At 66.5% G+C, this 20,666-nt stretch carries 21 protein-coding genes; 8 read left to right on the forward strand and 13 right to left on the reverse strand.

Translation table 11 applies throughout. The features are described from left to right. Nucleotides 1–57: 57 nt before the first annotated feature. From FBZ87_RS09575 to FBZ87_RS09600, 6 genes are all read right to left on the reverse strand, one after another. The gene (locus FBZ87_RS09575) at nt 58–207 is read right to left on the reverse strand and encodes an entericidin A/B family lipoprotein (RefSeq protein WP_145610108.1); all 150 of its coding nucleotides are present in this window, start codon (nt 205–207) and stop codon (nt 58–60) included. Nucleotides 208–239: 32 nt separating this feature from the next. Next, nucleotides 240–704, reverse strand: a complete 465-nt coding sequence (locus tag FBZ87_RS09580; RefSeq protein WP_145610109.1) for a hypothetical protein — start codon at nt 702–704, stop codon at nt 240–242. Nucleotides 705–753: 49 nt separating this feature from the next. Then, a complete protein-coding gene (locus tag FBZ87_RS09585) occupies nt 754–999 on the reverse strand; it encodes a hypothetical protein (protein ID WP_145610110.1) in 246 nt (81 codons plus the stop codon). Nucleotides 1,000–1,110: 111 nt separating this feature from the next. After that, nucleotides 1,111–1,593: a ferritin-like domain-containing protein gene (locus FBZ87_RS09590; protein ID WP_145610111.1), complete on the reverse strand. Its 483-nt coding sequence runs from the start codon at nt 1,591–1,593 to the stop codon at nt 1,111–1,113. A 306-nt stretch (nt 1,594–1,899) separates the two neighbouring features. Next, on the reverse strand, nt 1,900–2,646 hold the full coding sequence (locus FBZ87_RS09595) for a lipid-binding SYLF domain-containing protein (RefSeq protein ID WP_145610112.1): 747 nt from the start codon (nt 2,644–2,646) through the stop codon (nt 1,900–1,902). A gap of 223 nt (nt 2,647–2,869) precedes the next feature. After that, complete coding sequence (locus FBZ87_RS09600) at nt 2,870–3,070, reverse strand: CsbD family protein (protein WP_088873218.1); 201 nt, start codon at nt 3,068–3,070, stop codon at nt 2,870–2,872. A gap of 537 nt (nt 3,071–3,607) precedes the next feature. On the opposite strand from FBZ87_RS09600, the gene FBZ87_RS09605 reads away from it, so the two are divergent. From FBZ87_RS09605 to FBZ87_RS09615, 3 genes are all read left to right on the forward strand, one after another. Beyond that, nucleotides 3,608–3,766: a DUF3309 family protein gene (locus FBZ87_RS09605; RefSeq protein ID WP_040843864.1), complete on the forward strand. Its 159-nt coding sequence runs from the start codon at nt 3,608–3,610 to the stop codon at nt 3,764–3,766. 304 nt (nt 3,767–4,070) lie between these two features. Then, a complete protein-coding gene (locus FBZ87_RS09610; protein ID WP_145610113.1) occupies nt 4,071–8,444 on the forward strand; it encodes a response regulator in 4,374 nt (1,457 codons plus the stop codon). A 313-nt stretch (nt 8,445–8,757) separates the two neighbouring features. Further along, nucleotides 8,758–9,444, forward strand: coding sequence for a TetR/AcrR family transcriptional regulator (locus tag FBZ87_RS09615; RefSeq protein WP_145610114.1), 687 nt, complete (start codon nt 8,758–8,760; stop codon nt 9,442–9,444). Between the two features lie 30 nt (nt 9,445–9,474). On the opposite strand, the gene FBZ87_RS09620 is transcribed toward FBZ87_RS09615, so the two are convergent. The 3 genes from FBZ87_RS09620 to FBZ87_RS09630 form a co-directional block, all read right to left on the reverse strand. Then, nucleotides 9,475–10,563, reverse strand: coding sequence for a GGDEF domain-containing protein (locus tag FBZ87_RS09620; protein WP_186454676.1), 1,089 nt, complete (start codon nt 10,561–10,563; stop codon nt 9,475–9,477). A gap of 257 nt (nt 10,564–10,820) precedes the next feature. After that, nucleotides 10,821–11,129: a hypothetical protein gene (locus tag FBZ87_RS09625; RefSeq protein ID WP_145610116.1), complete on the reverse strand. Its 309-nt coding sequence runs from the start codon at nt 11,127–11,129 to the stop codon at nt 10,821–10,823. Nucleotides 11,130–11,230: 101 nt separating this feature from the next. After that, complete coding sequence (locus tag FBZ87_RS09630; RefSeq protein WP_145610117.1) at nt 11,231–11,629, reverse strand: acyl-CoA thioesterase; 399 nt, start codon at nt 11,627–11,629, stop codon at nt 11,231–11,233. Nucleotides 11,630–11,817: 188 nt separating this feature from the next. On the opposite strand from FBZ87_RS09630, the gene FBZ87_RS09635 reads away from it, so the two are divergent. Beyond that, the gene (locus tag FBZ87_RS09635; RefSeq protein WP_145610118.1) at nt 11,818–13,083 is read left to right on the forward strand and encodes a CaiB/BaiF CoA transferase family protein; all 1,266 of its coding nucleotides are present in this window, start codon (nt 11,818–11,820) and stop codon (nt 13,081–13,083) included. A gap of 71 nt (nt 13,084–13,154) precedes the next feature. Then, the gene (locus FBZ87_RS09640; RefSeq protein WP_145610119.1) at nt 13,155–14,030 is read left to right on the forward strand and encodes a dienelactone hydrolase family protein; all 876 of its coding nucleotides are present in this window, start codon (nt 13,155–13,157) and stop codon (nt 14,028–14,030) included. Nucleotides 14,031–14,430: 400 nt separating this feature from the next. Here the strand turns inward: FBZ87_RS09640 and FBZ87_RS09645 are convergent, their stop codons facing one another. Both FBZ87_RS09645 and FBZ87_RS09650 read right to left on the reverse strand, forming a co-directional pair. Next, the gene (locus tag FBZ87_RS09645; RefSeq protein WP_145610120.1) at nt 14,431–15,165 is read right to left on the reverse strand and encodes an SDR family NAD(P)-dependent oxidoreductase; all 735 of its coding nucleotides are present in this window, start codon (nt 15,163–15,165) and stop codon (nt 14,431–14,433) included. A 110-nt stretch (nt 15,166–15,275) separates the two neighbouring features. After that, nucleotides 15,276–15,782 (reverse strand): Lrp/AsnC family transcriptional regulator, encoded by a 507-nt coding sequence (locus FBZ87_RS09650; RefSeq protein WP_088873210.1) that lies wholly within the window; start codon nt 15,780–15,782, stop codon nt 15,276–15,278. Nucleotides 15,783–15,942: 160 nt separating this feature from the next. On the opposite strand from FBZ87_RS09650, the gene ald reads away from it, so the two are divergent. The 3 genes from ald to FBZ87_RS09665 all read left to right on the forward strand — a co-directional run bounded on the left by ald (nt 15,943) and on the right by FBZ87_RS09665 (nt 17,799). Beyond that, a complete protein-coding gene (gene ald / locus FBZ87_RS09655) occupies nt 15,943–17,058 on the forward strand; it encodes an alanine dehydrogenase (protein WP_088873209.1) in 1,116 nt (371 codons plus the stop codon). A gap of 176 nt (nt 17,059–17,234) precedes the next feature. Continuing rightward, nucleotides 17,235–17,429 (forward strand): hypothetical protein, encoded by a 195-nt coding sequence (locus FBZ87_RS09660; RefSeq protein WP_145610121.1) that lies wholly within the window; start codon nt 17,235–17,237, stop codon nt 17,427–17,429. A 28-nt stretch (nt 17,430–17,457) separates the two neighbouring features. Next, complete coding sequence (locus FBZ87_RS09665) at nt 17,458–17,799, forward strand: cupin domain-containing protein (RefSeq protein ID WP_145610122.1); 342 nt, start codon at nt 17,458–17,460, stop codon at nt 17,797–17,799. Here the strand turns inward: FBZ87_RS09665 and FBZ87_RS09670 are convergent. Together FBZ87_RS09670 and FBZ87_RS09675 are read right to left on the reverse strand one after the other, a co-directional pair. Further along, nucleotides 17,796–20,072, reverse strand: a complete 2,277-nt coding sequence (locus FBZ87_RS09670; RefSeq protein WP_145610123.1) for a putative bifunctional diguanylate cyclase/phosphodiesterase — start codon at nt 20,070–20,072, stop codon at nt 17,796–17,798. The genes FBZ87_RS09665 and FBZ87_RS09670 overlap by 4 nt on opposite strands. Nucleotides 20,073–20,168: 96 nt before the next feature. After that, nucleotides 20,169–20,597 carry a response regulator gene (locus FBZ87_RS09675; RefSeq protein ID WP_186454677.1) on the reverse strand — a complete coding sequence of 143 codons (429 nt, stop codon included), beginning with the start codon at nt 20,595–20,597 and terminating at the stop codon, nt 20,169–20,171. Nucleotides 20,598–20,666 lie beyond the last annotated feature (69 nt).

Genomic DNA, 20,666 nt, shown 5'->3' on the forward strand with positions numbered 1-20,666 from the left:
CCCGCCGGCGGTGTCGCAGGCGGGTGTTTTTCCTAAAGGCACGCGGGAAACGCCCGATCACGGGGTGTCCTTGTGGGCCTCCTTGCTGATGGCGTGGCCGGTGGCGGAGATATCCTCGCCGGCGCCCTCGGTGGTATGGCAGGCGCTGACCAGCGCCCCCATGCCCAGCATGGACAAAAGAACAAGCGCGCGGAGTTTCGTGGTCATCGTGGCCCTCCTTGATGGGCTAGGGGTTGCATTCACTTGCGGCTGGCGCGACTGCCGGGGTTCCCGACAATCAACCCGGCCACCACGGCCGCCAGCAAGGCTGGCACCTTGTGTTTGACCACCAGGCGCTGGGCTTCGGTCAGCAGCACCTCCGGGTCTAAATCCAGTGCGGGATGCAACGCCGGCGGGGCCGGCGGTTCGCGACGGCTGACCAGCAGCCGCATCACCACCAACAGCACCAGGCACAGCACGATCAGGGCCAGCGCCACCAGCGCAGGCGTCCAGACCGGGCCCATCTGCGGTTCCATCCCGGCCCACAGCGCGGCGCAAAGCAGGCCCACCGCCGCGATGATCGCCAGCATGGCCATCACCCCGGTGATGACAACCGTGACGACACCGTCGACCAGCGGCGCCGGAGAGGACCGGTGCACCGGACCAAAGGGGATCACCCCCAGTTGCGACAAGGCCATAACGGCCAGCTTGGTCCAGCCTTCCATCACCGGTCCCCCTTATGCGGCGCTTATTGTCCAGCCACGCCCGCCCGCCTCAGCGGGACAGCAGGCGGCTGGCGATGAAACCGGCGGAGAAGGCCAGCAGCAGGCTGGTGATGGGCTGCGCCTCCACCTGCGTACCCACGGCCTTGGCCGCCGCCTCGCCCTTGGCCGCCAGCGTCTTGTAGAGATCGCTGGCCTCCGCCTTGATGGCGCTGGACAGGTGGTCGGCATCCTCCCGCGCGGCATCGCGCACGGAACGGGCGGCGGTGGCGGCGGCGTCGATGGTTTCGCTCTTCATCGTCCTTCTCCTTCGTCGGTTGGGGGACGTCGATCTGCGCTCGCGTCCCCCTCAGATTTGGCGAGCCCGGGTCAGACGGGGCCCGCCGGATCTGGCGTCACGCGCCGCCGGTCAACGGCGTTCCAGCGCGTGCTTCAGGGTGCTCATCTGGTCGTGGTCGGCCTTGATGCTGTCGTAGCAGGTGGCGACCACTTCGCGCGCCGGCATGGGCAGGTCGCCCTGCAGCGCCTTCTCGAAGCTGGACTTGATGTCGTCCTCGCCCGCCTCGACGGCGGCGACGACGCTCTGATCGCTGCCGGTGACGGCATTCTTCAGGTTCACGAACATGCGACGGGCGGCCCCCAGCACCGTGCCGTCGGTTTCCGGCTGGCCGCCCAGGCTGATGACTTCGGCCTGCAGGGCGGTCGTCAGCTGGCGACGCTGGCGGGCGCGGGTGGCGAACAGCGTCTTGAAGCTGTCGTTGGTCGCCTCTTCCGCGGCGTCCTTGTAGCCAAGGGCGCTGTCCAGGGTCTTCTCGATCAGGTCATTCAACACCTTGACGGACTGCTCGGTGGCGGCGGGGGGGACGCTGGGGGGAACCGTGGGCGGGATCATGGTCTGCTCCTCTCCTTGAATGATTGCCAAGCCGGGATCGTATTATTTGTCCCAGCTGTAAATAAACAAACTCTGCATAGGGAGCGTTGCGCAGAAATTATTTGCTATATCTTTATCAATAAATTTAGCCGGTTCTTCATAATATAGAATGTTTTATATAAGCTTTGAGGCAGGCCTATTATTTTCAAACCTTCCGCCTAGACCGAACGCGCCAATCCTTGCCTGTGGACATACCCCGGCGCAATCCGTATAGCTCCAGGTGAGGAGGGGCTCCACGCCGCCCCTCCCCTTTTGGTGAACAAAACGTCAGCGTATGGTTGCCAGGTTCTTGCGCAGGCCGTCGGCGTCAGCATTCTTGACGCTGCGGGCCGAGACGATGGCAGACACCGATTCCGGCTTGCCGTAATAGGCCTCGTTCCAGCTGTCGCGCGGCTTCAGGACCGAGCCGTTGAGCGTCAGGCCCGCATAGGCGCCGCTGGCCGAGGACCAGACGATGATGTCGCCGCTCATCGAGGTGCCGGTGGCGGCCTCGGCGGTGGAGCCCAAGGTCACCACGGCCAAGCCCGCCTGGGCACCGATCTTGAATTCATCCTGCAGGACGGACGACAGGGCCTTGTCGCTCATGATGAACAGCACCAGCTCCGCCTGCTCCACGCCGATCTGCAGGCCGAAGGAGGCCGAGCCCAGGGTGTAGAAGGCGGGATAGCTGAACTCGCCGTTGGGGCCGCGCGTCAGCAGCACGGCGTCGCCGCCCTCACCGCCCACGAAGAAGCCGCCCTTGATCAGCTGCGGCACGATCAGCACGCCCTTGGCGCGCTTCATCAACTCACGGGCGTTGCCGAATTCCTTGTCCTTGCGCAGATCATCAACGGTGACACGGGCACGCTCCACCAGGTTGCTCTGGTCGGTGCCATGCGAGGCGACGGCGGCCAGCGCGTGCGGCGCGGTCGCGGTCATGGCGCCGAAAACCATCAGGGCCGACAGGGCGGCGGGAATGACTCGGGACTGCAGGGACGGCTTGGCCGCCGTCGAGATGTGCGACACAGGCATCATGGTCACTCCGTTATTGGGCCGGCCGGGGGCACCGGCCAAGCCGTCGCCGCTGAGGGTCCAGCCGGCGGGGATGGTGGACGGGAACGGCCGGACGGGCCGCTCCCTTTGCTGTTTCAATGCACTCGTCAATAAGGTCAGGGACCCCGCCGCGGTGCGGGGGGTGACGGCGTTCACGCCGTCACCGGTCCAGCGGCGGGCACAGCGGCAGACCACCGCCGCCCTATCAGTCCAGAGCCTTCTTGGCGGTATCCTTCAGGGCCTTGCCGGCTTCCTGAATCTTGCCGGCGGCGTTCTGGGCATGGCCTTCGACCTTCTTGGCCTTGCCTTCCGCCGCCATCTGGTCGTCACCGATGACCTTGCCGGCCGCTTCCTTCACGGCGCCACCGGCGATCTTGGCATTACCCTCGATACGGTTCTTGTTCATGGTCGTCTTCCTCACTTGGGGTTGAAGTGCCAGTCGGACTGAAGAGCAGGACCGCCGTCCACCAACGCCCGGAATACCTTGCTCCAGGACGGTAATGACGGGGTCCTGTGGATCTACCCCTGCGGATGCCCGATCGAGTATGGGCAGGCGATTTCCCAAGAGTTGATCCATCAATAGCCAGTCAATGTTCGACACGCCTTATGGCGGGAATGTGGCGTGTTTAGGTGGATCATGCGGCAATTATCGTTGGGAAATGAAGTAGGCGATTGGAAAAGAAGGACATTATTTATTTCGTCATCGCCACGATGGCCACACCCCGTCCCCATATGACCTACTGCCTATGCCACCCCTTTTACTTACGCTCCAACCCGGCAGTCCGGGATACATCGGGCGCTTAGGCATTTAGGCTCGAATTGTGTAGGCCCCTTTTCTTTGCCGGATAGACGGTTTTTCATGCCGACGGGACTTTAAAAACATGTTTTGGTCACAATGAATTTCCATCATCCGTACGCCTTCGAATTCTATGGAGAGGCCGCTATGAACCTTGGAACCATCATCCTGATCATTCTAATACTGTTCCTGATCGGCGCCTTGCCCACTTGGCCGCACAGCGTCAACTGGGGGTATTACCCGGCCGGCGGCCTGGGCACGCTGATCGTCATCGTGCTTGTCCTCATCTTGATCGGCCGACTGTAGCGCAGCCTTCCGGACGGACTTGGACGGCCCCGGCGCTTCCCCGCGCCGGGGCCGTTCGCGTATGCGGGTACTAACGCGGCACTCACAGCCGGCGGACGAGATACCCTTATGGATTTCATCCTGCTGCCCCGATTGGGGGTAGAATTGGGGCCGGGGTCGGCACTACCCCCTATTTCCCGTCGATTTCGCGGGATTTGGTTGCTTGATTGATGGGGATGGCGACGCCGACCATGGCGCGGCCGTCCCATGGCCCCGCCCCATCCCACAGGGGAGGACGGCGGCGCTTCCGAGCGGGGGGAGATGCATGCGGTTCGGTTTGCGGCACCGTCTGCTGTTGTTTCTACTGTTGTCGGTCCTGCCTTTCATCCTCCTGCTCGCTTGGGACATTCAGCAGCGCCGGGATGAAGCGGTGGCGAGCGTGCAAGCCACCGCCCTGTCCTTCGCCCGCCTGGCGGCCAACAGCGAACAGCGCCTGCTGGACCAAGTCCGCGACCTGACGGCCAGCTTCGCCACACATTCCGCGCTATTGCCGCCCGAAGCCTGCAACGACGACGCCGCCATCATGAAGGATGCCCAGCCCTGGCTGGCCAACATCCACGTCGCCACCCGCAACGGCCAACTCGTCTGCTCTTCCCTGCCCCAGCCCTGGCCCAACTATGCCGACCGGGCCTTCCTGCAGGAGGCGGCACGCAGCGGCAAGCCCACCGTCAGCGGCTTCCTGCTAAGCCGAGCCGCCGCCAAGCCCATCATTGGCCTGGCCTATCCCATCCTGAAGCCCGGCGGCGACGTGGATCGGTTGGTTCTGGCCGGCCTCAACCTGGATTGGGTGGAACAGAACAGCAAGGTCATCCTCGAGGACGACATGATCTTCCTGATGGTGGACAAGGAGGGCGCGGTGATGGCCCGCCTGCCCGCCATGCCCGAGGTCATCGGCAGGAAGATGGCCGACACGCCCACCATCCGCTTCGCGCTGGACCGGGACCAGGGCACCGGCAGCGCCTTTGACCTGGACGGGCGGGAGAAGCTGATGGGCAGCGCCACCCTGCCCTCCACCGGCATGCGCGTGATCATCGGCTTCGACCGCGCCGCCGTGCTGGCCAAGGTGAACCGGGATTCCGAACGTATCGCCCTGCTGGCCCTGGCCGTGACCCTGGTGGCCATGGGCTTGGCCTGGGCGGCAGTGAGCGGCACGGTGCTCCGCTGGCTGGCGTCCCTTCAGCAGGCGGTGAACCGCCTGGGGGCGGGCGACAAGACCACTCGCGCGGACGTGCCGTCCGGTGCCGGCGAGCTGGGGGAACTGGCCAACGCCTTTAACATCATGGCCGAGGCCATCACCTGGCAGGACCGGGAACTGATGGCGCGGGAGGCCCGCTTCCGCGACCTGACCGAGATTTCCAGCGACTGGTTCTGGGAAACGGACGGAACCGGGCGCATCTCCGCCATGTCGCAGGGCATCACCACCATAGGCCTGGATCCCGCGGACATGCTGGGGCGCACCCGGCGGGAACTGTCGGCCAACCCCAACGATCCCTCCATCGCCCGCTATGAGGCCTTCCTGGCCGCCCGCCAGCCCTTCCGAGAACTGACCTACGCGGCGCTGGACCACCAGGGCAACACGCACTTCATCGCCATCAGCGGCATCCCCCGCTTTGGTGAAGATGGCACGTTCCTGGGCTTCCGGGGCTCCGGCCGCGACCGCACCGCCGAGGTCAAGGCAACCCATGCCCTGGCCGCCAAGGTGGCGGAACTGGAAAGCGCGCGCATCGACCTGCAGGCGCAGCGCACCCTCCTGGACAGCGTCATGAACAGCTCGCTGGACAGCATCCTCGCTCTGGCGGCAGTGCGCGACCCGAAGACCGGCGCCGTCATCGACTTCCGCTTCGCGCTGGTGAACCGGGCGGCGGAGCACTTGATCGGCCAGCCGGCCGCCTACCTGGTGGGCAAGCGCCTGCGGGAGGAATTGCCGGGCCCCTTGGGGGGAGACATGTTCGAGCGCTACGCCCGCATCGTCAGCCAGAACGCCCCCGAGACGTTTGAGCATCTGAACCGCCATCAAAGCGGACTGGATGGCGAAGGCACCTGGCTGCGGGTCTCTGCCGTCCCCTGGGAAAGGGGCCTGGCCGTCACCCTGACCGATATCACGGCGGAGAAGGCACGCGCTGCCGCGCTGGCCGAAAGCGAGCAGCGCTTCCGCCTTCTGGCCGACAACGCCACCGACATCGTGGCCCTCCACGCCCTCGACGGCCGCTGCCTGTACATGTCGCCTTCGGTGGAACGGGTGCTGGGCTGGCGGGTGGACCAGGTGATGGGCCGGCGCACGGTGGAGTTCACCGAACCCATGGACATTCCCATCCTGGCCGACGCGCAACGCCGCCTGCTCGCCGCCCCGAATGGCGAGCCCGTCACCTACCAGTTCCGGGTCATCAGGGCCGATGGCTCCACCGTGTGGCTGGAGACGGTGGCCCGCCTGATCACCGACCCGGTGGAGGGCGCGCGTTTCGTCGCCTCCTCCCGCGACGTGACGGAACGGCGGCGTCACTTGGAGACGATGACCGAGGTCAACAGCCGGCTGGAGGCGCAGGCCAGCGAACTGGTGGCCCTGGCCGACGACCTGGAACGGTCCCGCCACGCGGCCGAGGCCGCCAACCAGGCCAAGTCGGAGTTCCTGGCCAATATGAGCCATGAAATCCGCACGCCCATGAACGGCGTCATGGGCATGACTCAGATTCTGCTGGAAACCGACCTGACCTATGACCAGCGCACCTACGCCGAGACCATCTATGACAGCGCCGAGGCGCTGCTGAACATCATCAACAACATCCTGGACATCTCGAAGCTGGAGGCCGGCAAGGTCGAGCTGGAGATGCTGGAATTCGACGTGGGCGACGTGGTGGACGGTGTGGTCGCCATCCTGGCCACCCGGGCGCAGGAGAAAAAGCTGGACCTGACCAGCCTGGTCGATGCCAAGGCCGCCGGCATCTATCGCGGCGACCCCACCCGTCTGCGCCAGATCCTGCTGAACCTGGCGGGTAACGCCGTGAAGTTCACGGCCACGGGCCAGGTGGGCATCAAGGTCGCGCCCGTGGCGGCCAAGGGCGCCGACAAGAAAAGCCGCTTGCTGGAATTCTCCGTCACCGACACCGGCCCTGGCATGACGGAGGACCAGCAAGCGCGGCTGTTCCAGAAGTTCACCCAGGCCGACACCTCCATCAACCGCAAGTTCGGCGGCACCGGCCTGGGCCTGGCCATTTCCCACCAGCTGGTGCGCCTGATGGGCGGCGACATCGCCGTGACCAGCAGCCCGGGCCAGGGCGCCGCCTTCAGCTTCGCCATCCCGCTGGAGGTCGTATCGGCCAAGGGCCGTGGCGGTCGCGCGCCCGTGCTGAACGGCCGAACCGCCCTGGTGGTCGATGACCTGCCCCTGAACCTGGCGGTGATGGAGAGCCACCTGAACCGGCTAGGCATTGAGTGCGTCACGACCTCGGGCGGCAATGCGGCCCTGCGCCAGCTGGAGCTGGCCACCCAGGCGGGCCGCGCCTTCGACATTATCTTCGTCGACCAAGCCATGCCCATCATGGACGGCTTGGCCTTCGCCGCCCAAATCCGCCAGGACCCGGCCTACGCCGGGGTGAAGATGGTGCTGGTCACCTCCATCGGTGGCGAGTTGGGAAAGATGAAGGGCATGTTCGATGGCGTGTTGACCAAACCCGTGCGCCTGACCACGCTGAAGGACTTGCTGACCCGCCTGGTGCAGCAGAATGCCCCCGCCAGCCGCGCGAGCGCCGCCACCCGTGGCAGGACACGGGCGACGGCCACGGCGGGACACCAGGTACCGACTATCGTCCCCCATCCCGGTGAAGGGCACAGCATCCTGCTGGTCGATGACAATGAGACCAACCGCGCCATCGCGCGCATCATGCTGGAACGGGAAGGCTATGCGGTCGACGACGCCATGGACGGGGAGCAGGCCGTGGGCCGCTGCGCCGGCCGGGCCTACGACCTGATCCTGATGGATGTGCAGATGCCGGTGATGGACGGTGTGGCCGCCACCCGCGCCATCCGCACCGGTGGACCCTGCGCCCAGGTGCCCATCATCGCCATGACGGCCAACGCCATGGTGGGCATGCGTGAGGAATACCTGGCGGCGGGCATGAACGATTATGTGTCAAAACCCTTCGATCAGGAGCAGTTCCTGCACAAGGTGGAACATTGGGTGGGACAGCCGGCCCCGCTCCCGCCTGAAGCCGCCGGCCCCGACGCTGCCGGTCCGCCGGAACCGACGGAGCGGCTGGAGCCAGCCTTCGACCCCGGCGTGCTGTCCGGCCTGGGCGCCGCGGTGCCCGCCGCAGCCTTTCAAAGCCTCGTGCGCGGCTTCGCGGATAATGGGATGGCCCGCATCGACCGCCTGCGGGCCCTGGATCCCCGCGTAGACCTCGGCACCATCCAGGGCGAGGCGCACGACCTGGTCTCCACCGCCGGCAATGTCGGCCTGCGCCGGCTGCAGCGCCTGGGCCGCGATCTGCACCAGGCCTGCGTGGGCGGCGACCCGGCCGGCGCCCAGACGGCCCTCGACCGCATCGTGCGCGAGGGCCCCCCGGCCTGGGCCGCCCTGCGCCAACGTTTCATCGGTGATGACCGCCCTGCCCTGGAACCCAGCGCCAACAGTACCGACGATTGAACCATCGCCCAAGCCTGTGCCCGAACTGGCGAAAGCGGAAGCGGGCAATGACACTGTTTCCTGCTCAGTTTCCTGCTCAATCGCAAATAATATGACCCATTGTTGCCCGCTCGCATCTTGTTTGTTGCGATCTGATGCGTTAAGAGGGGCGGGACAAGACGCCACGCAGCCAAGCCAGGGAGTGGCTGCCGTCCCCCGAAACGCCGTCGTTCCAAGCGCCGCCGCACCCTTTCCACCGCGTTTGGAAACCGTCGCTGGGGTTGGATCGTCTTTCCGTTTTCGAATTCCCATGCCGTGAAAGCGCAGACGCCCAATGACCGCCACCGCCCTCGCCAACGCCCCAGGCCCCGGCCCTGCCACCCAGCAGCGTTCCGGCCGTGGCCGTCCGCGCTGTGACAAGTCGCGACAGGCCATCCTCAGCAGCGCCTACGACCTACTGGTGGAAGCGGGCCTGGCCGGTTTCACCATCGAGGCGGTGGCCGCCCGGTCCGGTTGCGCCAAAACCACCATTTATCGCTGGTGGCCCACCAAAGGCGCGCTGGCTGTCGCCTCGCTATTGGAAGTGGTGGAGGTGGCGGCCCCCATTCGCGCCACCGGCTCCGCCCGCCGCGACCTGGAAAGCCTGCTGGCGGTCATGGCGGGAACCATGGCGGGTCCCATGGGCCGGGTCATCGCCAGCATCATCGTGGAAGGGCAAAGCAATCCGGAAGTGCTGGAGACCTACTGCACGCAGGTCCTGCAGCCCCGCCGGGAACGCATTCGCGAGATTGTGCGCCTGGGCATGCGCTCGGGAGAATTGCCAGCCGACTTGGACGAGGCGGTGGTGGTGGAACTGCTGTACAACACCCTTTACAGCCGCCTGCTGATCCGCCACCAGCCGCTGGACGAACCCGGCTGGACCCAGCGCCTGGTGGCCGCCGTGCTGGGCCCGGCGAAGGTCGCCCCCCAGCCGGTGGCCAAACCCCTGCGCATCCATAGCGACGCGCTGTACCCGGCTTAGGGTGCGATCGCTCGATTGAAACGCTAAAGTCTATGCCGCCACCGAGACACGATTGCGGCCGGCGTTCTTGGCGGCGTAGAGGGCCTGGTCGGCACGGCCCAGCAGGGTGTCCACGCTGTGGTCGTTGGCGGACAGCGTGGTGACGCCCAGGCTGCAGGTCAGAGTCACGGACACGTCCGGCGCCAGGACGACAGATGCGGCCGCCACGGCGCAGCGCAGGCGCTCCGCCACCCGCTCCGCCTCCGGCCGGTCAGTCTGCGGCAGCAGGATCACGAATTCCTCGCCGCCGAAGCGGCCGATGACGTCGGTGTCGCGGATGGCACCTCGGCAGAGGTCGACCACGGCACGGATGGCCTGGTCGCCGGCCTGGTGCCCCCAGGTATCATTGATGCGCTTGAAATGATCGATATCGAGCATCAGCACCGATAGCGGCCCGCCGTAGCGCCGGGCACGCGCCATCTCGCGCGCCGCCGTGTCGGTAATGAAGCGGCGGGTGCCGGCGCCCGTCAGGCTGTCGGTGATGGCGACCAGCCGCAGCAGCCGCTGGTTCTCGTAATTGGTGTAGTTGATCTGCTCGAACGCAAAGAGCACGCAGATGAACATAGCACCCACGGGACCCAGCAGCAGCGGGTACTTCACATATTCGAAGTCATGGGCGAAGCCCACGGCCCCTGCCACCGGCGGCAGGGAAATAATCAGCACCATGAAGGCGGCACCGGTGGTGAAGGGCACGTACTGCATCACCAGCAACGGGAGGAAGGTGAAGAACAGGAAACCGGAGAATTGGGCCTGCATGCCGTGATCCAGGCGGTTCAGCACCTCAATGAACAGCATCTGGCACGTGAAGGCGCCGATAAAGGCGTAGGCCGTGGTCAGGCGGCGTGGCACCCGGAAATGCAGCAGCAGGGCGTGCAGCACGATGATGACGGACATCACCAACCGCAAGCCGATGGTGCGCCGCGCCCCTTCGGCATCGATGACGTAGTCCCATCCCCACAGGCCGCTGACGGTGATGGAGGTCGCCACCGTCATGATGGTGCTGAACAGCCGGTGGTGATCGAACTTGTAGTCGACATAGGCCCGGTCGGGCCAGACGACCTGTTTGATGTGGTGGCCCACCGGGTCTGTTCCCTGTCTCCCCATCCCGGCGCGACACCTGCCGGATGGAATTATCCTGAGGCAGATTATACCGCACGGGCCCATCCCGACTACGCCAGTATTTCGATGATCACGCCGCCACGATGCCGCAGGATAAGGCTAATCCAGGCAGGATAGACAATCCCATCCTGAGCCTATGGACGAATTTTAACTGGCGCTACCTTGGCCCCGCCTCCGAAGCAATTTAATATCACCTTAAGGAAACACTATTTCCCACCTCATGTCTTACGGATCGGCTTTGCCGCCGCCCGCCCGTAAGCCTTGGCCGCCGCCTCGGGCTTCTTCATTTCTTCCATCAGTTTCATGGCGAAGCGGCCGCCATCATGGCGGGATTGCAGAAAGGTCATCACCACGTCACGCGCGGCCTGGCGGTCAAAGGGAACGTCCGAGGACTCCTCAGCCGGGGCGGCTGCTCGCGCCGTCTGCATGCGCTCCGCCGCCGCGGCCGCCTTTTCCAGGACGTCCGGGTCGATCCGCCGCCGGATGGCGCGGATCTGGCGCAGCAGTTCGTCACGGGGATCGGCCATGAAACCAGCTCTGACTTCAGCAAAAGGGGCGACGGTAGAGTGCGCGCGCCTTGCCCCTGGTGTCGAGGGAACTTTGGTCCGGGTCCCCAGTTCCCGCCCGCTTATTCCCCCGTGATCGGCAGGGGGCGGGGACGGCGATTCTCGTCAATGGCGACGAAGGTGAAGACCGCCTCGGTTACCTTGTTGGTGTCGTCGGCATCGCGGCTGCGGCGCCAGGCCTCCACCTCGATGCGCATGGAGGTGCGGCCGCGCGATACCAGGCGGCCGAACAGGCTGACCTCATCCCCCACGAACACCGGGCCCAGGAAGGCGATGGCGTCCACCGCCACCGTAGCGGCACGGCCCCGCGCCGTGCGGGCCGCCACGTTGCCCGCCGCCAAGTCCATCTGCGACATCAGCCAGCCGCCGAAGATGTCGCCGGCGGGGTTGGTATCGGCCGGCATGGCGATGGTGCGGATGACGGGGACCTCGTCGGGCATCTTGGCGTTCTTATCGAGCATCGGGGGCCTCGGGTTCGGCAGGTAAACGATTGGGATATCAGAGCGTGAAACGGCCCGCAGGGGAAGCCTGGGCTTAACAACACCGATGCCATCTAGGCGCTGGTCGCGTCCGCCGTGTAAGATCGCCGCCGTGCAGATCAGGCATCCCCCACAGCCAGGCATCCCCGACAGAAGGTAGACCTGCGCCCATGACCCAGCCGCCCATCCCCGCCACCGGCCCGCTGACCGGCCTGAAGGTCCTGGACATGAGCCGCGTGCTGGCGGGGCCCAGCGCCACGCAGATCCTGGGCGATCTTGGCGCCGACGTGGTGAAGGTGGAACGGCCGGGCCAGGGGGACGACACCCGTGCCTGGGGTCCGCCTTTCCTCAAGGACGATGCCGGGCAGGACACCCGGGAAAGCGCCTACTACCTGTCGGCCAACCGCAACAAGCGCTCGCTGACCCTGGACTTCACCAATCCGGCGGGCAAGGCGCTGGCCCTGCAACTGATCGGCCACGCCGACGTGGTGGTGGAGAACTACAAGACCGGCACCCTGGGCCGTTATGGCCTGGGCTATGAGGATCTGCGCGACGCCTTCCCCCGGCTGATCTACTGTTCCATCACCGGCTTCGGCCATACCGGGCCTTATGCCGCCCGCGCCGGCTACGACTATCTGGTTCAGGGCATGGGCGGCTTCATGTCCCTGACGGGAGAGCCGGAGGGGCAGCCGCTGAAGGCGGGTGTGGCCATCGCCGACCTGATGACCGGCACCTATGCCGCCATCGCCATCCTGGCGGCCCTGCGCCACCGCGACCACACCGGCCGGGGCCAGGCCATCGACCTGTCGCTGTTCGACACCCAGGTCGCCTGGCTGTCCCACCCGGGCCAATATTACCTGACCAGCGGCCATCTGGCGCCGCGCGTGGGTAACGCCCATCCCACCATCGTGCCCTACCAGACCTTTGCCACCAGTGACGGCTGGATCATCCTGGCCATCGGCAATGACGAGCAATTCGCCCGTTTCTGCCATCTGACCGGCAACGCCGCATGGGCCAGCGACCCGCGCTATGCCACCAACCAGGCGCGGGTGGGCAACCGCGACAGCCTGGTGCCCGCCATCGCCGCCGTCATCCAGGGGCAGAGCAGCCAATTCTGGATCGACGCGCTGGAACCGCTGGGCGTGCCCTGCGGCCCCATCAACAGCATCGACAAGGTCTTCGTCGACCCGCAGGTGGCCGCCCGTGGGATGCGCGTCACCCTGCCCCACCCCCAGGCGGGCGGGACGGGAGCGCCGGGTGCCGGCCTGCCGGGCACGGTGGAGTTGATCGGCAGCCCCATGAAGTTCAGCGACACGCCGGTCAACTACCGCCAGGCCCCACCCACCCTGGGCCAGCACACCGACGCCGTGCTGCAGGACTGGCTGCGGCTGGATGAGGAGGAAATCCGGCACCTGCGGCATACCGGCGCCTTGTGAGCGGCAAGGATGCGGCGCGCAGGGGCTTGCGGTAAGAGTTCAGCCATAACAACGACGAAGGGGCGACTTCCATGGAAGATAACGTGATCAACCGACGCGGCTTCACCACGGCCGGCCTGGCAGCGGGATTCGCGCTGGCGGTGCTGCCGGTATCGGCCGAAACCATCATCACCGACGCCGACAATCTGGAGGCCGGCATGGTGCAGGTGCCCGTGGCCGGCGGCGCCACCATGGGCGCATACCGCGCCGTGCCCAAATGGGCGGGCCAGGGTGGCCACCATCCCGTGGTGCTGGTGGTGCAGGAAATCTTCGGCCTGCATGAGCACATCCGCGACCTCTGCCGGCGCCTGGCCAAATCGGGCTATTACGCTATCGCCCCCGACCTGTATTTCCGCCAGGGGGATGCCACCAAGGTGCCGGACATCCCCACCCTGGTGCGCGACATCGTATCCAAGGTGTCGGATGAGCAGGTCATGGCCGACCTTGATGCCACCGTCGCCTTCGTGAAAACCGATGGGAGGGCCGACACCCGGCGCATGGCCATCACCGGCTTCTGCTGGGGCGGGCGCATCGTCTGGCTTTATTCCGCGCACAATCCCGATCTGAAGGCCGGCGCCGCCTGGTACGGCCGGTTGGTGGGCAACACCGACGCCGCCCATCCCAAGAACCCTATCGATCTGGTGAACCAGCTTAATGCTCCGGTCCTGGGCCTGTACGGCGCCAAGGACGACGGCATCCCCGTCGCCAGCGTGGATCAGATGCGGGCCGCCCTGGCCCAGGGCGACAAGGCCGCCAGCGATTGCAAGCTGATGGTGTTCGAGGATTCAGGCCACGGCTTCAACGCCGATTACCGCCCCAGCTACAACCCCGCGGACGCCAAGGTGGCATGGAAGCAGATGCTGGAGTGGTTCAAGAAGCACGGCGTGCCCTACGTGCCGCACGCCTAGCCAAGGCCATTCTCTCCGGCCCCAGGACGCGACCGCGTCCGCCGGAGATTTCCGGGGAGCGTAGCGGACTGGAAATCGAGGACGCGCCAAAGCCGCGGACGCGGCTGCCGGCGCCTGAGGAACTGGAACAAAGAAAAAAGGCCCGCCTGCGGGGGAGCGGCGGGCCTTTTAAGAGGCCGGGTTGGGCGCGGGGAGCAACCCACCCGGACGGGGAAGCAGAAACGGGACCGAGGTCGCCGTCTCGGGCACCGGAGAGGTTGGGGCCATCCCCGGTACGAGAAGGAGACTATGCCCGGTGAACCGCTGCGGCTGTGACCAATATCACTACGGTGCGGAGCGTAAGCATGCCCTGCCATGCGTGTGCCACCCTTGAATGGACGGCCCCGAAATCCCAAGCGCTTCAGTACAGGGCGATGCACTCGCCATGGCGGGTGTTGTCAGGCGCCACCAGGTCGAGGATGGTGGGTACGACGCGGGTGACCGGCGGCTGGGTGTCCGGCTTTTCCCCAGGAAACGCTTGGGCTCGCAGCTTAGTGGGCATGGGGCCGGGATCCACCAGGTTCACCTTCAGGGGGCTCTGCAGCACCTCCTGCGCGTAGGTCAGCGCCATCATCTCCAGCCCCGCCTTGGCCACGGCGTAGGCGTTCCAGTAGGCCACCGGCTCATGGCCATAGCGGTCGGTAATGAAGACGGCGCGGCCCGCGTCAGAACCGCGCAGCAGGGGATCCAGCGTGCGGATCAGGCGCATGTTGGCTGTCAGCGTCAAGGCCAGCACCTTGTCCCACTGCTTCACGTCGGCATGGGCCATCGGGCCGATGGCGCCCAGCATGCCGGCGTTGGCCACCAGGATGTCCACCCGCTTGAATCGGTCCAGCAAGGCCGGGCCCAGCACATCCAGCTGGGCGGGGTCGGCGGCCATGTCCTGGGGGATCAGCGTGGCGGTGCCGCCAGCGGCGCGGATGGCGTCGTCCGCCTCCTCCAGCCCGCCCACAGTGCGGGCGATCAGCACGACGTGCGCGCCCTCCGCCGCCAGCCCCTTGGCCACGGCGGCGCCCAAGCCGCGCGAGGCGCCGGTGACGACGGCGACACGGCCCTTAAGGCGGCCGGTAGGGGGGCTGGAGGCAGGCTCGGTCATGCGGGACGCTTTCCTCGGATAAAGGTTTTCGTGGCGACACGGTGGGCGCGAGGTGCCCATCCCTCACCGCAACGGCTGGCTTTGCGGTTTACGGCCTGGCGTCGCGCCCGTCAATCGCCGCCCACGGTCACCACGTCGGCCAACGGCAGGGCTGTGCGCTTCATGACAGTGCGCAGGGTGAAGCTGGAATGGACGCGGGCCACGCCCGGCAGGCGGGTCAGAATGCGGTTGTGCAGGGCTTCATAATCGGCAGCCCCCGCCACCACCACGCGCAGCAGATAGTCGCTGTCGCCGGACATCAGATAGCACTCCATCACCTGCGGGCAGGTGGCCAGCGCCTCCTCGAAGGCGCGCAGGTAGGGCTCCGTCTGCTTTTCCAGCGTCACCTGCACGAACACGCTTTCCGGCCGCCCGCAGGAGGCCGGATCCAGGATGGCGGTGTAGCCGCTGATGATCCCCGCCTCCTCCATCGCCTTGACCCGGCGCAGGCAGGCGCTTTCCGACAGGTGGACATGGGCGGCGAGTTCCGAATTGGGGACGCGGCCATGCTCCTGCAGGCGGGCCAGGATGGCACGATCAATCCTATCCAGCACCGTTGTTCGCAGGCTCTGCCGCATAATAGGCCTTTAACGATGATTCCTTGCGCATTGTGCGCCAGGCCTAACCCTCAACGCAAGGACATGCACCGGCCTTCGGCCTTATCTTGGGCTCCGAAATCGAGGCAACGGTTGCGCGACCGGACAGGCGGCGCCAACCCAGATGATCCGGGAGATAACCATGCTGGTCGGCGTTCCTAAGGAAATCAAAAACCACGAGTATCGCGTTGGTCTGATCCCCGGCAATGTGCGTCAGCTGGTGGCCCATGGCCACTCGGTCATCGTGCAGAAGAATGCCGGCACCGCCATCGGCCTGACGGACGAGCAGTACGCCGCCGCCGGCGCCACCCTGGTGGACACCGCCGAAGAAATCTTCGCCAAGGCCGACATGATCGTGAAGGTGAAGGAGCCGCAGCCGCACGAGTGCCGCATGCTGCGCCCCGGCCAGGTCCTGTTCACTTACCTGCACCTGGCCCCCGATCCGGAACAGACCGAGTTGCTGCTGGCTTCCGGCGCCATCTGCATCGCCTATGAGACCGTGACCGACGCCCGTGGCGGCCTGCCCCTGCTGGCGCCCATGAGCGAGGTCGCCGGCCGCATGTCCATCCAGGCCGGTGCGAAGTGCCTGGAGAAGAGCTACGGCGGCAACGGCATCCTGCTGGGCGGCGTGCCCGGCACCCCGGCCGCCAAGGTGGTGGTGATCGGCGGCGGCGTGGTCGGCCTGAACGCTGCCCGCATGGCCGTGGGTCTGGAAGCGGAAGTGACCGTGCTGGACAAGTCGCTGGATCGGCTGCGCCAGATCGACCAGCAGTACGGCCGCCGCGTGAACACGCTCTACGCCAACATCGACACCATCGAGCAGGCGGTGCTGGACGCCGACCTGGTGATCGGCGCCGTGCTGGTGCCGGGCGCCAACGCCCCCCGCGTCGTCACCAAGGAGATGGTGGCCAAGATGCGCCCCGGCAGCGTGCTGGTGGACGTGTCCATCGACCAGGGCGGCTGCTTCGAAACCTCGCACGCCACCACTCACGCCGACCCGACCTATGTGGTCGACGGCGTCATCCACTACTGCGTGGCCAACATGCCGGGCGCGGTCGCCCGCACCTCCACCTTCGCCCTGAACAACGCCACCTCCCCCTTCGTCCTGGCCTTGGCCGACAAGGGCTGGCAGCAGGCTCTGGCCGACGACGTGCATCTGCGCAACGGCCTGAACGTGTTCCGCGGCAAGCTGACCCACCCCGCCCTGGTGGAAGAGGGCGACGCCCGCTACCTGGCCGCCGACAAGGCCATCGCCTGATCCCCTCTGAATCAGCGATTAAGTTGAATGCGAAGGCCCGGCGGCGACGCCGGGCCTTTTCGCTGCCCGCTCCCCTGCCCCAGTCGATCTGCGATGCCATAACTCAAGCATTTTCCCTGGCCAGCCCGGCGACGCACCGTCTAAGTTGTATTTGTGTTTGTCTTGTGGGGGCGCCAATGACACTTACCGATGGGCTTTTGCTACTTCTCTTGTTCGGTGGCGGTTTCGGCCTTTGGAACCTGTCTGACCTACTTGAGGCCAAGGAAGAGGAAATCCGCGAACGGACGCGGAAACTGAAGTTGGAAAATGATCGCGAGGAACGGCGGATGAAGCAGGAACACGACACCGCCGTGCCCTCGGCCGGCGCCTGATCGTCCCACACCGACAGAAAGGCCCGCGATGCAGACCCCGCCTTGGCTTCTTTCCGCCGCCCCCGCTCTGGCGACCCTGCCCGATGTCCCGGCGGGAGAACGGTTCCAGTACCTGCTGGAACACGGCACCATGAAGGTGGGCGTCTACGGCCCGCGCGGACACGACCCGCAAGGCCCCCATGTCCGCGATGAAATCTATGTGATCATCAGCGGCACCGGCACCTTCGTGAAGAACGGCGAGCACCGGCCCTTCCAACCGCACGACCTGCTGTTCGTGGAAGCGGGCGCCGAGCATCGCTTCGAAGACTTCAGCGACGACTTCGCCACCTGGGTGCTGTTCTGGGGGCCCAAGGGCGGAGAGCCCGCCTAGGCGCTACGCCCCTCGCGGCTCTCTTCCTGCGCCATGACCAAGGGGTGCAGGAAGCGGGCTTCCAGTTGGCGGGCGGGCATGGGCTCGGCGATGAAGAAGCCCTGGACGACGGGGCAGCCCTCGGCCACCAGCCAGGCCAGCTGCTCCTCCCGCTCCACGCCCTCCGCCACCACCTCCAGCCCCAGGCGGGCGCCCAGGGTCAGGATCATGGCGGCAATGGCGCTGTCGCGCGGCAGGTCCTGCACGAAGGCCCGGTCGATCTTGAGCGTGTCGATGGGCATTTGGCGCAGGTAGGACAGCGAGGAGAAGCCGGTGCCGAAATCGTCCACGGCGATGCGCACGCCCAGACGCTTCAGGCGCCACAGCACCTCCAGCGAGCGGGCGCTGTCCACCATCACGCTTTCCGTCACCTCGATCTCGATGCGGTCGGCGGGCACGCCGCTGCGCGCCAGGCAGTCGCGTACCCGCTCGACGAAGCCGGGCGCGATGATCTGCCGGGCGGAGACGTTCACGGCGATGTGGAAGTCTGGCAGCAGCTTGGTCCAGTGCGTGGCCTCGCGCACCGCCTGTTCCAGCACCCAGCTGCCCAGTTCCATGATCAGGCCCGAATCCTCGGCCACGGTCATGAAGGCGCCGGGCTGCACCAGCTGGCCGTCGTGCTTCCAGCGCACCAGCGCCTCCGCCCCCACCAGGGCCTGGTCGGCGGCGCGCACCTTGGGCTGGAAGTACAGCTCGAACGAGCCGATGCTGAGCGCCTGGCGCAGGTTGGCCTCGGTGCTCAGCCGGTTCTCCGCCCGCTCGCTCATCTCGCGGGAGAAGAAGCGGTATTGGCCGCGGCCAGCGGCCTTGGCGGCATAGAGGGCCGTGTCGGCCTGGCGCAGCAGGGTGCTGGCGGTATCGGCGTCGCCATTGGGGGGGCCCTCGCCGGCCAGGGCCACGCCGATGGAGGCGCCGGCGTGCAGCAGGTGCCCGCCCTCCACCATCAATGGCGATTCCAGAGCCTTCAGCAGGCGCTCCGCCAGCACGGCGGCATCCACCGGCTCCAGCGCGTTTTCCGTCACCACCAGGAACTCGTCGCCGCCCAGGCGGCCCAGCATGTCGTCCTCGCCGATGCAGTCGCGCAGGCGCCCCGCCACGGCCTTCAGCAGCCGGTCGCCCACGTCGTGCCCCAGGCTGTCGTTCACATGCTTGAACCGGTCCAGGTCCAGGAAGAACAGGGCAATGCCACGCCCGCCGGCGCGATCGATGCGGCCGCAGGGTTCTTCCTGGCGGGCCAATTCCGGATTGTACAGCCGCCGCTCCCGCCGTCTCAGCGCCTCTTCCAGGCGGCGTTGCAGCAGCAGGCGGTTGGGCAGGCCGGTCAGGACATCATGGGTCGCCAGCTGTTCCATGTCCGAGCGGCTGCGGTCCAACAGGCGCAGCACCTCGTTGAAGCGGCGTACCAGATAGCCCAGCTCGTTATCCGCCTGGCGGGGGAAGTCCGGCAGGCGGGCGGCCCCTGGGCGCGACGGATCGATGCTGGCCACGGCCAGGCCCACGGCGCGCAGCGGCCGGGTCAGGAAGGTGTGCAGCAGCAAAGCCAGCACCACGCCCAGCGCCAGGTCGCGCACAAGGCCGCCCAGCACCGTGGTGCGGATGAAGGCGGCGTAGTCGGCCGCCGCCCGGCTGGTGTCCATCTCCAGCTCCAGCCGGCCTATGATGGGACTGTTGCGGGGGCTGCCGGCGGGGCGGTACAGCAGGCGCTGGGTCCGCGCCAGGTCCTGGAAGACAGAGGTGAACCGGGCACCAGACAGCCAGCCGCGCCAGAAGGCCCCGCCCTCCTCCGCCGGCGGCAGGTCACGCGCGCCATCGGCCAGCACCCGGTCTGGCATTTCGACCAGGCGCACGGCGCGCACGCCGTCGATGGCCAGGACGGATCGAACCAGACCGGACGCCAGGTCGGGATCCAGGTTCCACACGGCGGCGCTGGCCGTGTTCTCCACCAGGTCCAGCACCATGCGGCCGGCGTTGGCGAACTTGGCCCGCTCCCGCTCCGCCTGGGCGATGCCCTGGATCAGCGACAGGATGGCGCCGATGACCAGGGCAGACAGCAGGGCCAGGGCCGCCTGGCGCACCGCCAGGGATCGCCAGAAGACCACGGTCATTTGATGGCGGCGCATCGCTTCCTGCCGGCGGGCGTGGCGCACGCGCCAGGCGCACACCCAGCGCGGCAGGCGGATGCCCAACAGCCGGGGGCCCGGCACACTGGAACGGATGGCGTGGGGCTTGGTCACGGCACGCCCTTCGCCGGTGAAACCGCCGGCGTCCGCCCCACCCCGTTTCCCTCGCCCCGCGCCATCGCCATTCCCATTCCCCGCCGCTATCCCTGCCTATCGCCGCGGCGCCATCACCACCTGCAGCTTCTCCCGCAGGTTCACCAGGGTGACAGGCTTGGCGATGAACGCGTCCACCCCCAAATCCCTGGCCTTCAAAACCGTTACCTTGTCCGCGCGATTGGTCAGAAAAACCACAGGAATGTGATGTCCTTGCGTTTCACGCTCCCGAAGGTGCTGCAGGAAGGTCAACCCATCGACCGGCGCCATGTCGATATCGGCGATGATGACATCCGGCCGGCGTTCCATGGCCACGTTCAGGCCGGACGACCCGTCCTCCGCCTCCATCACCGTGCCGAAGTCCAGCTGCCGCAGGATGCGGACGACCACACCACGGATGAAACTTTGATCCTCAATCACCAGCGAGCTGCGGAAATTGAATGAAATCGCACCCATCTGCCATCCCCAAACGGCCGCCGCCTTCAAATCCAAACAATTTTATTTTAACGAGGAATGAATACACGCCCCATCCCGGCTCCCTGAACGTGAAGCCCG

This window comes from Nitrospirillum amazonense (assembly GCF_007828035.1).
GTDB classification, from domain to species: Bacteria; Pseudomonadota; Alphaproteobacteria; order Azospirillales; family Azospirillaceae; genus Nitrospirillum; species Nitrospirillum amazonense.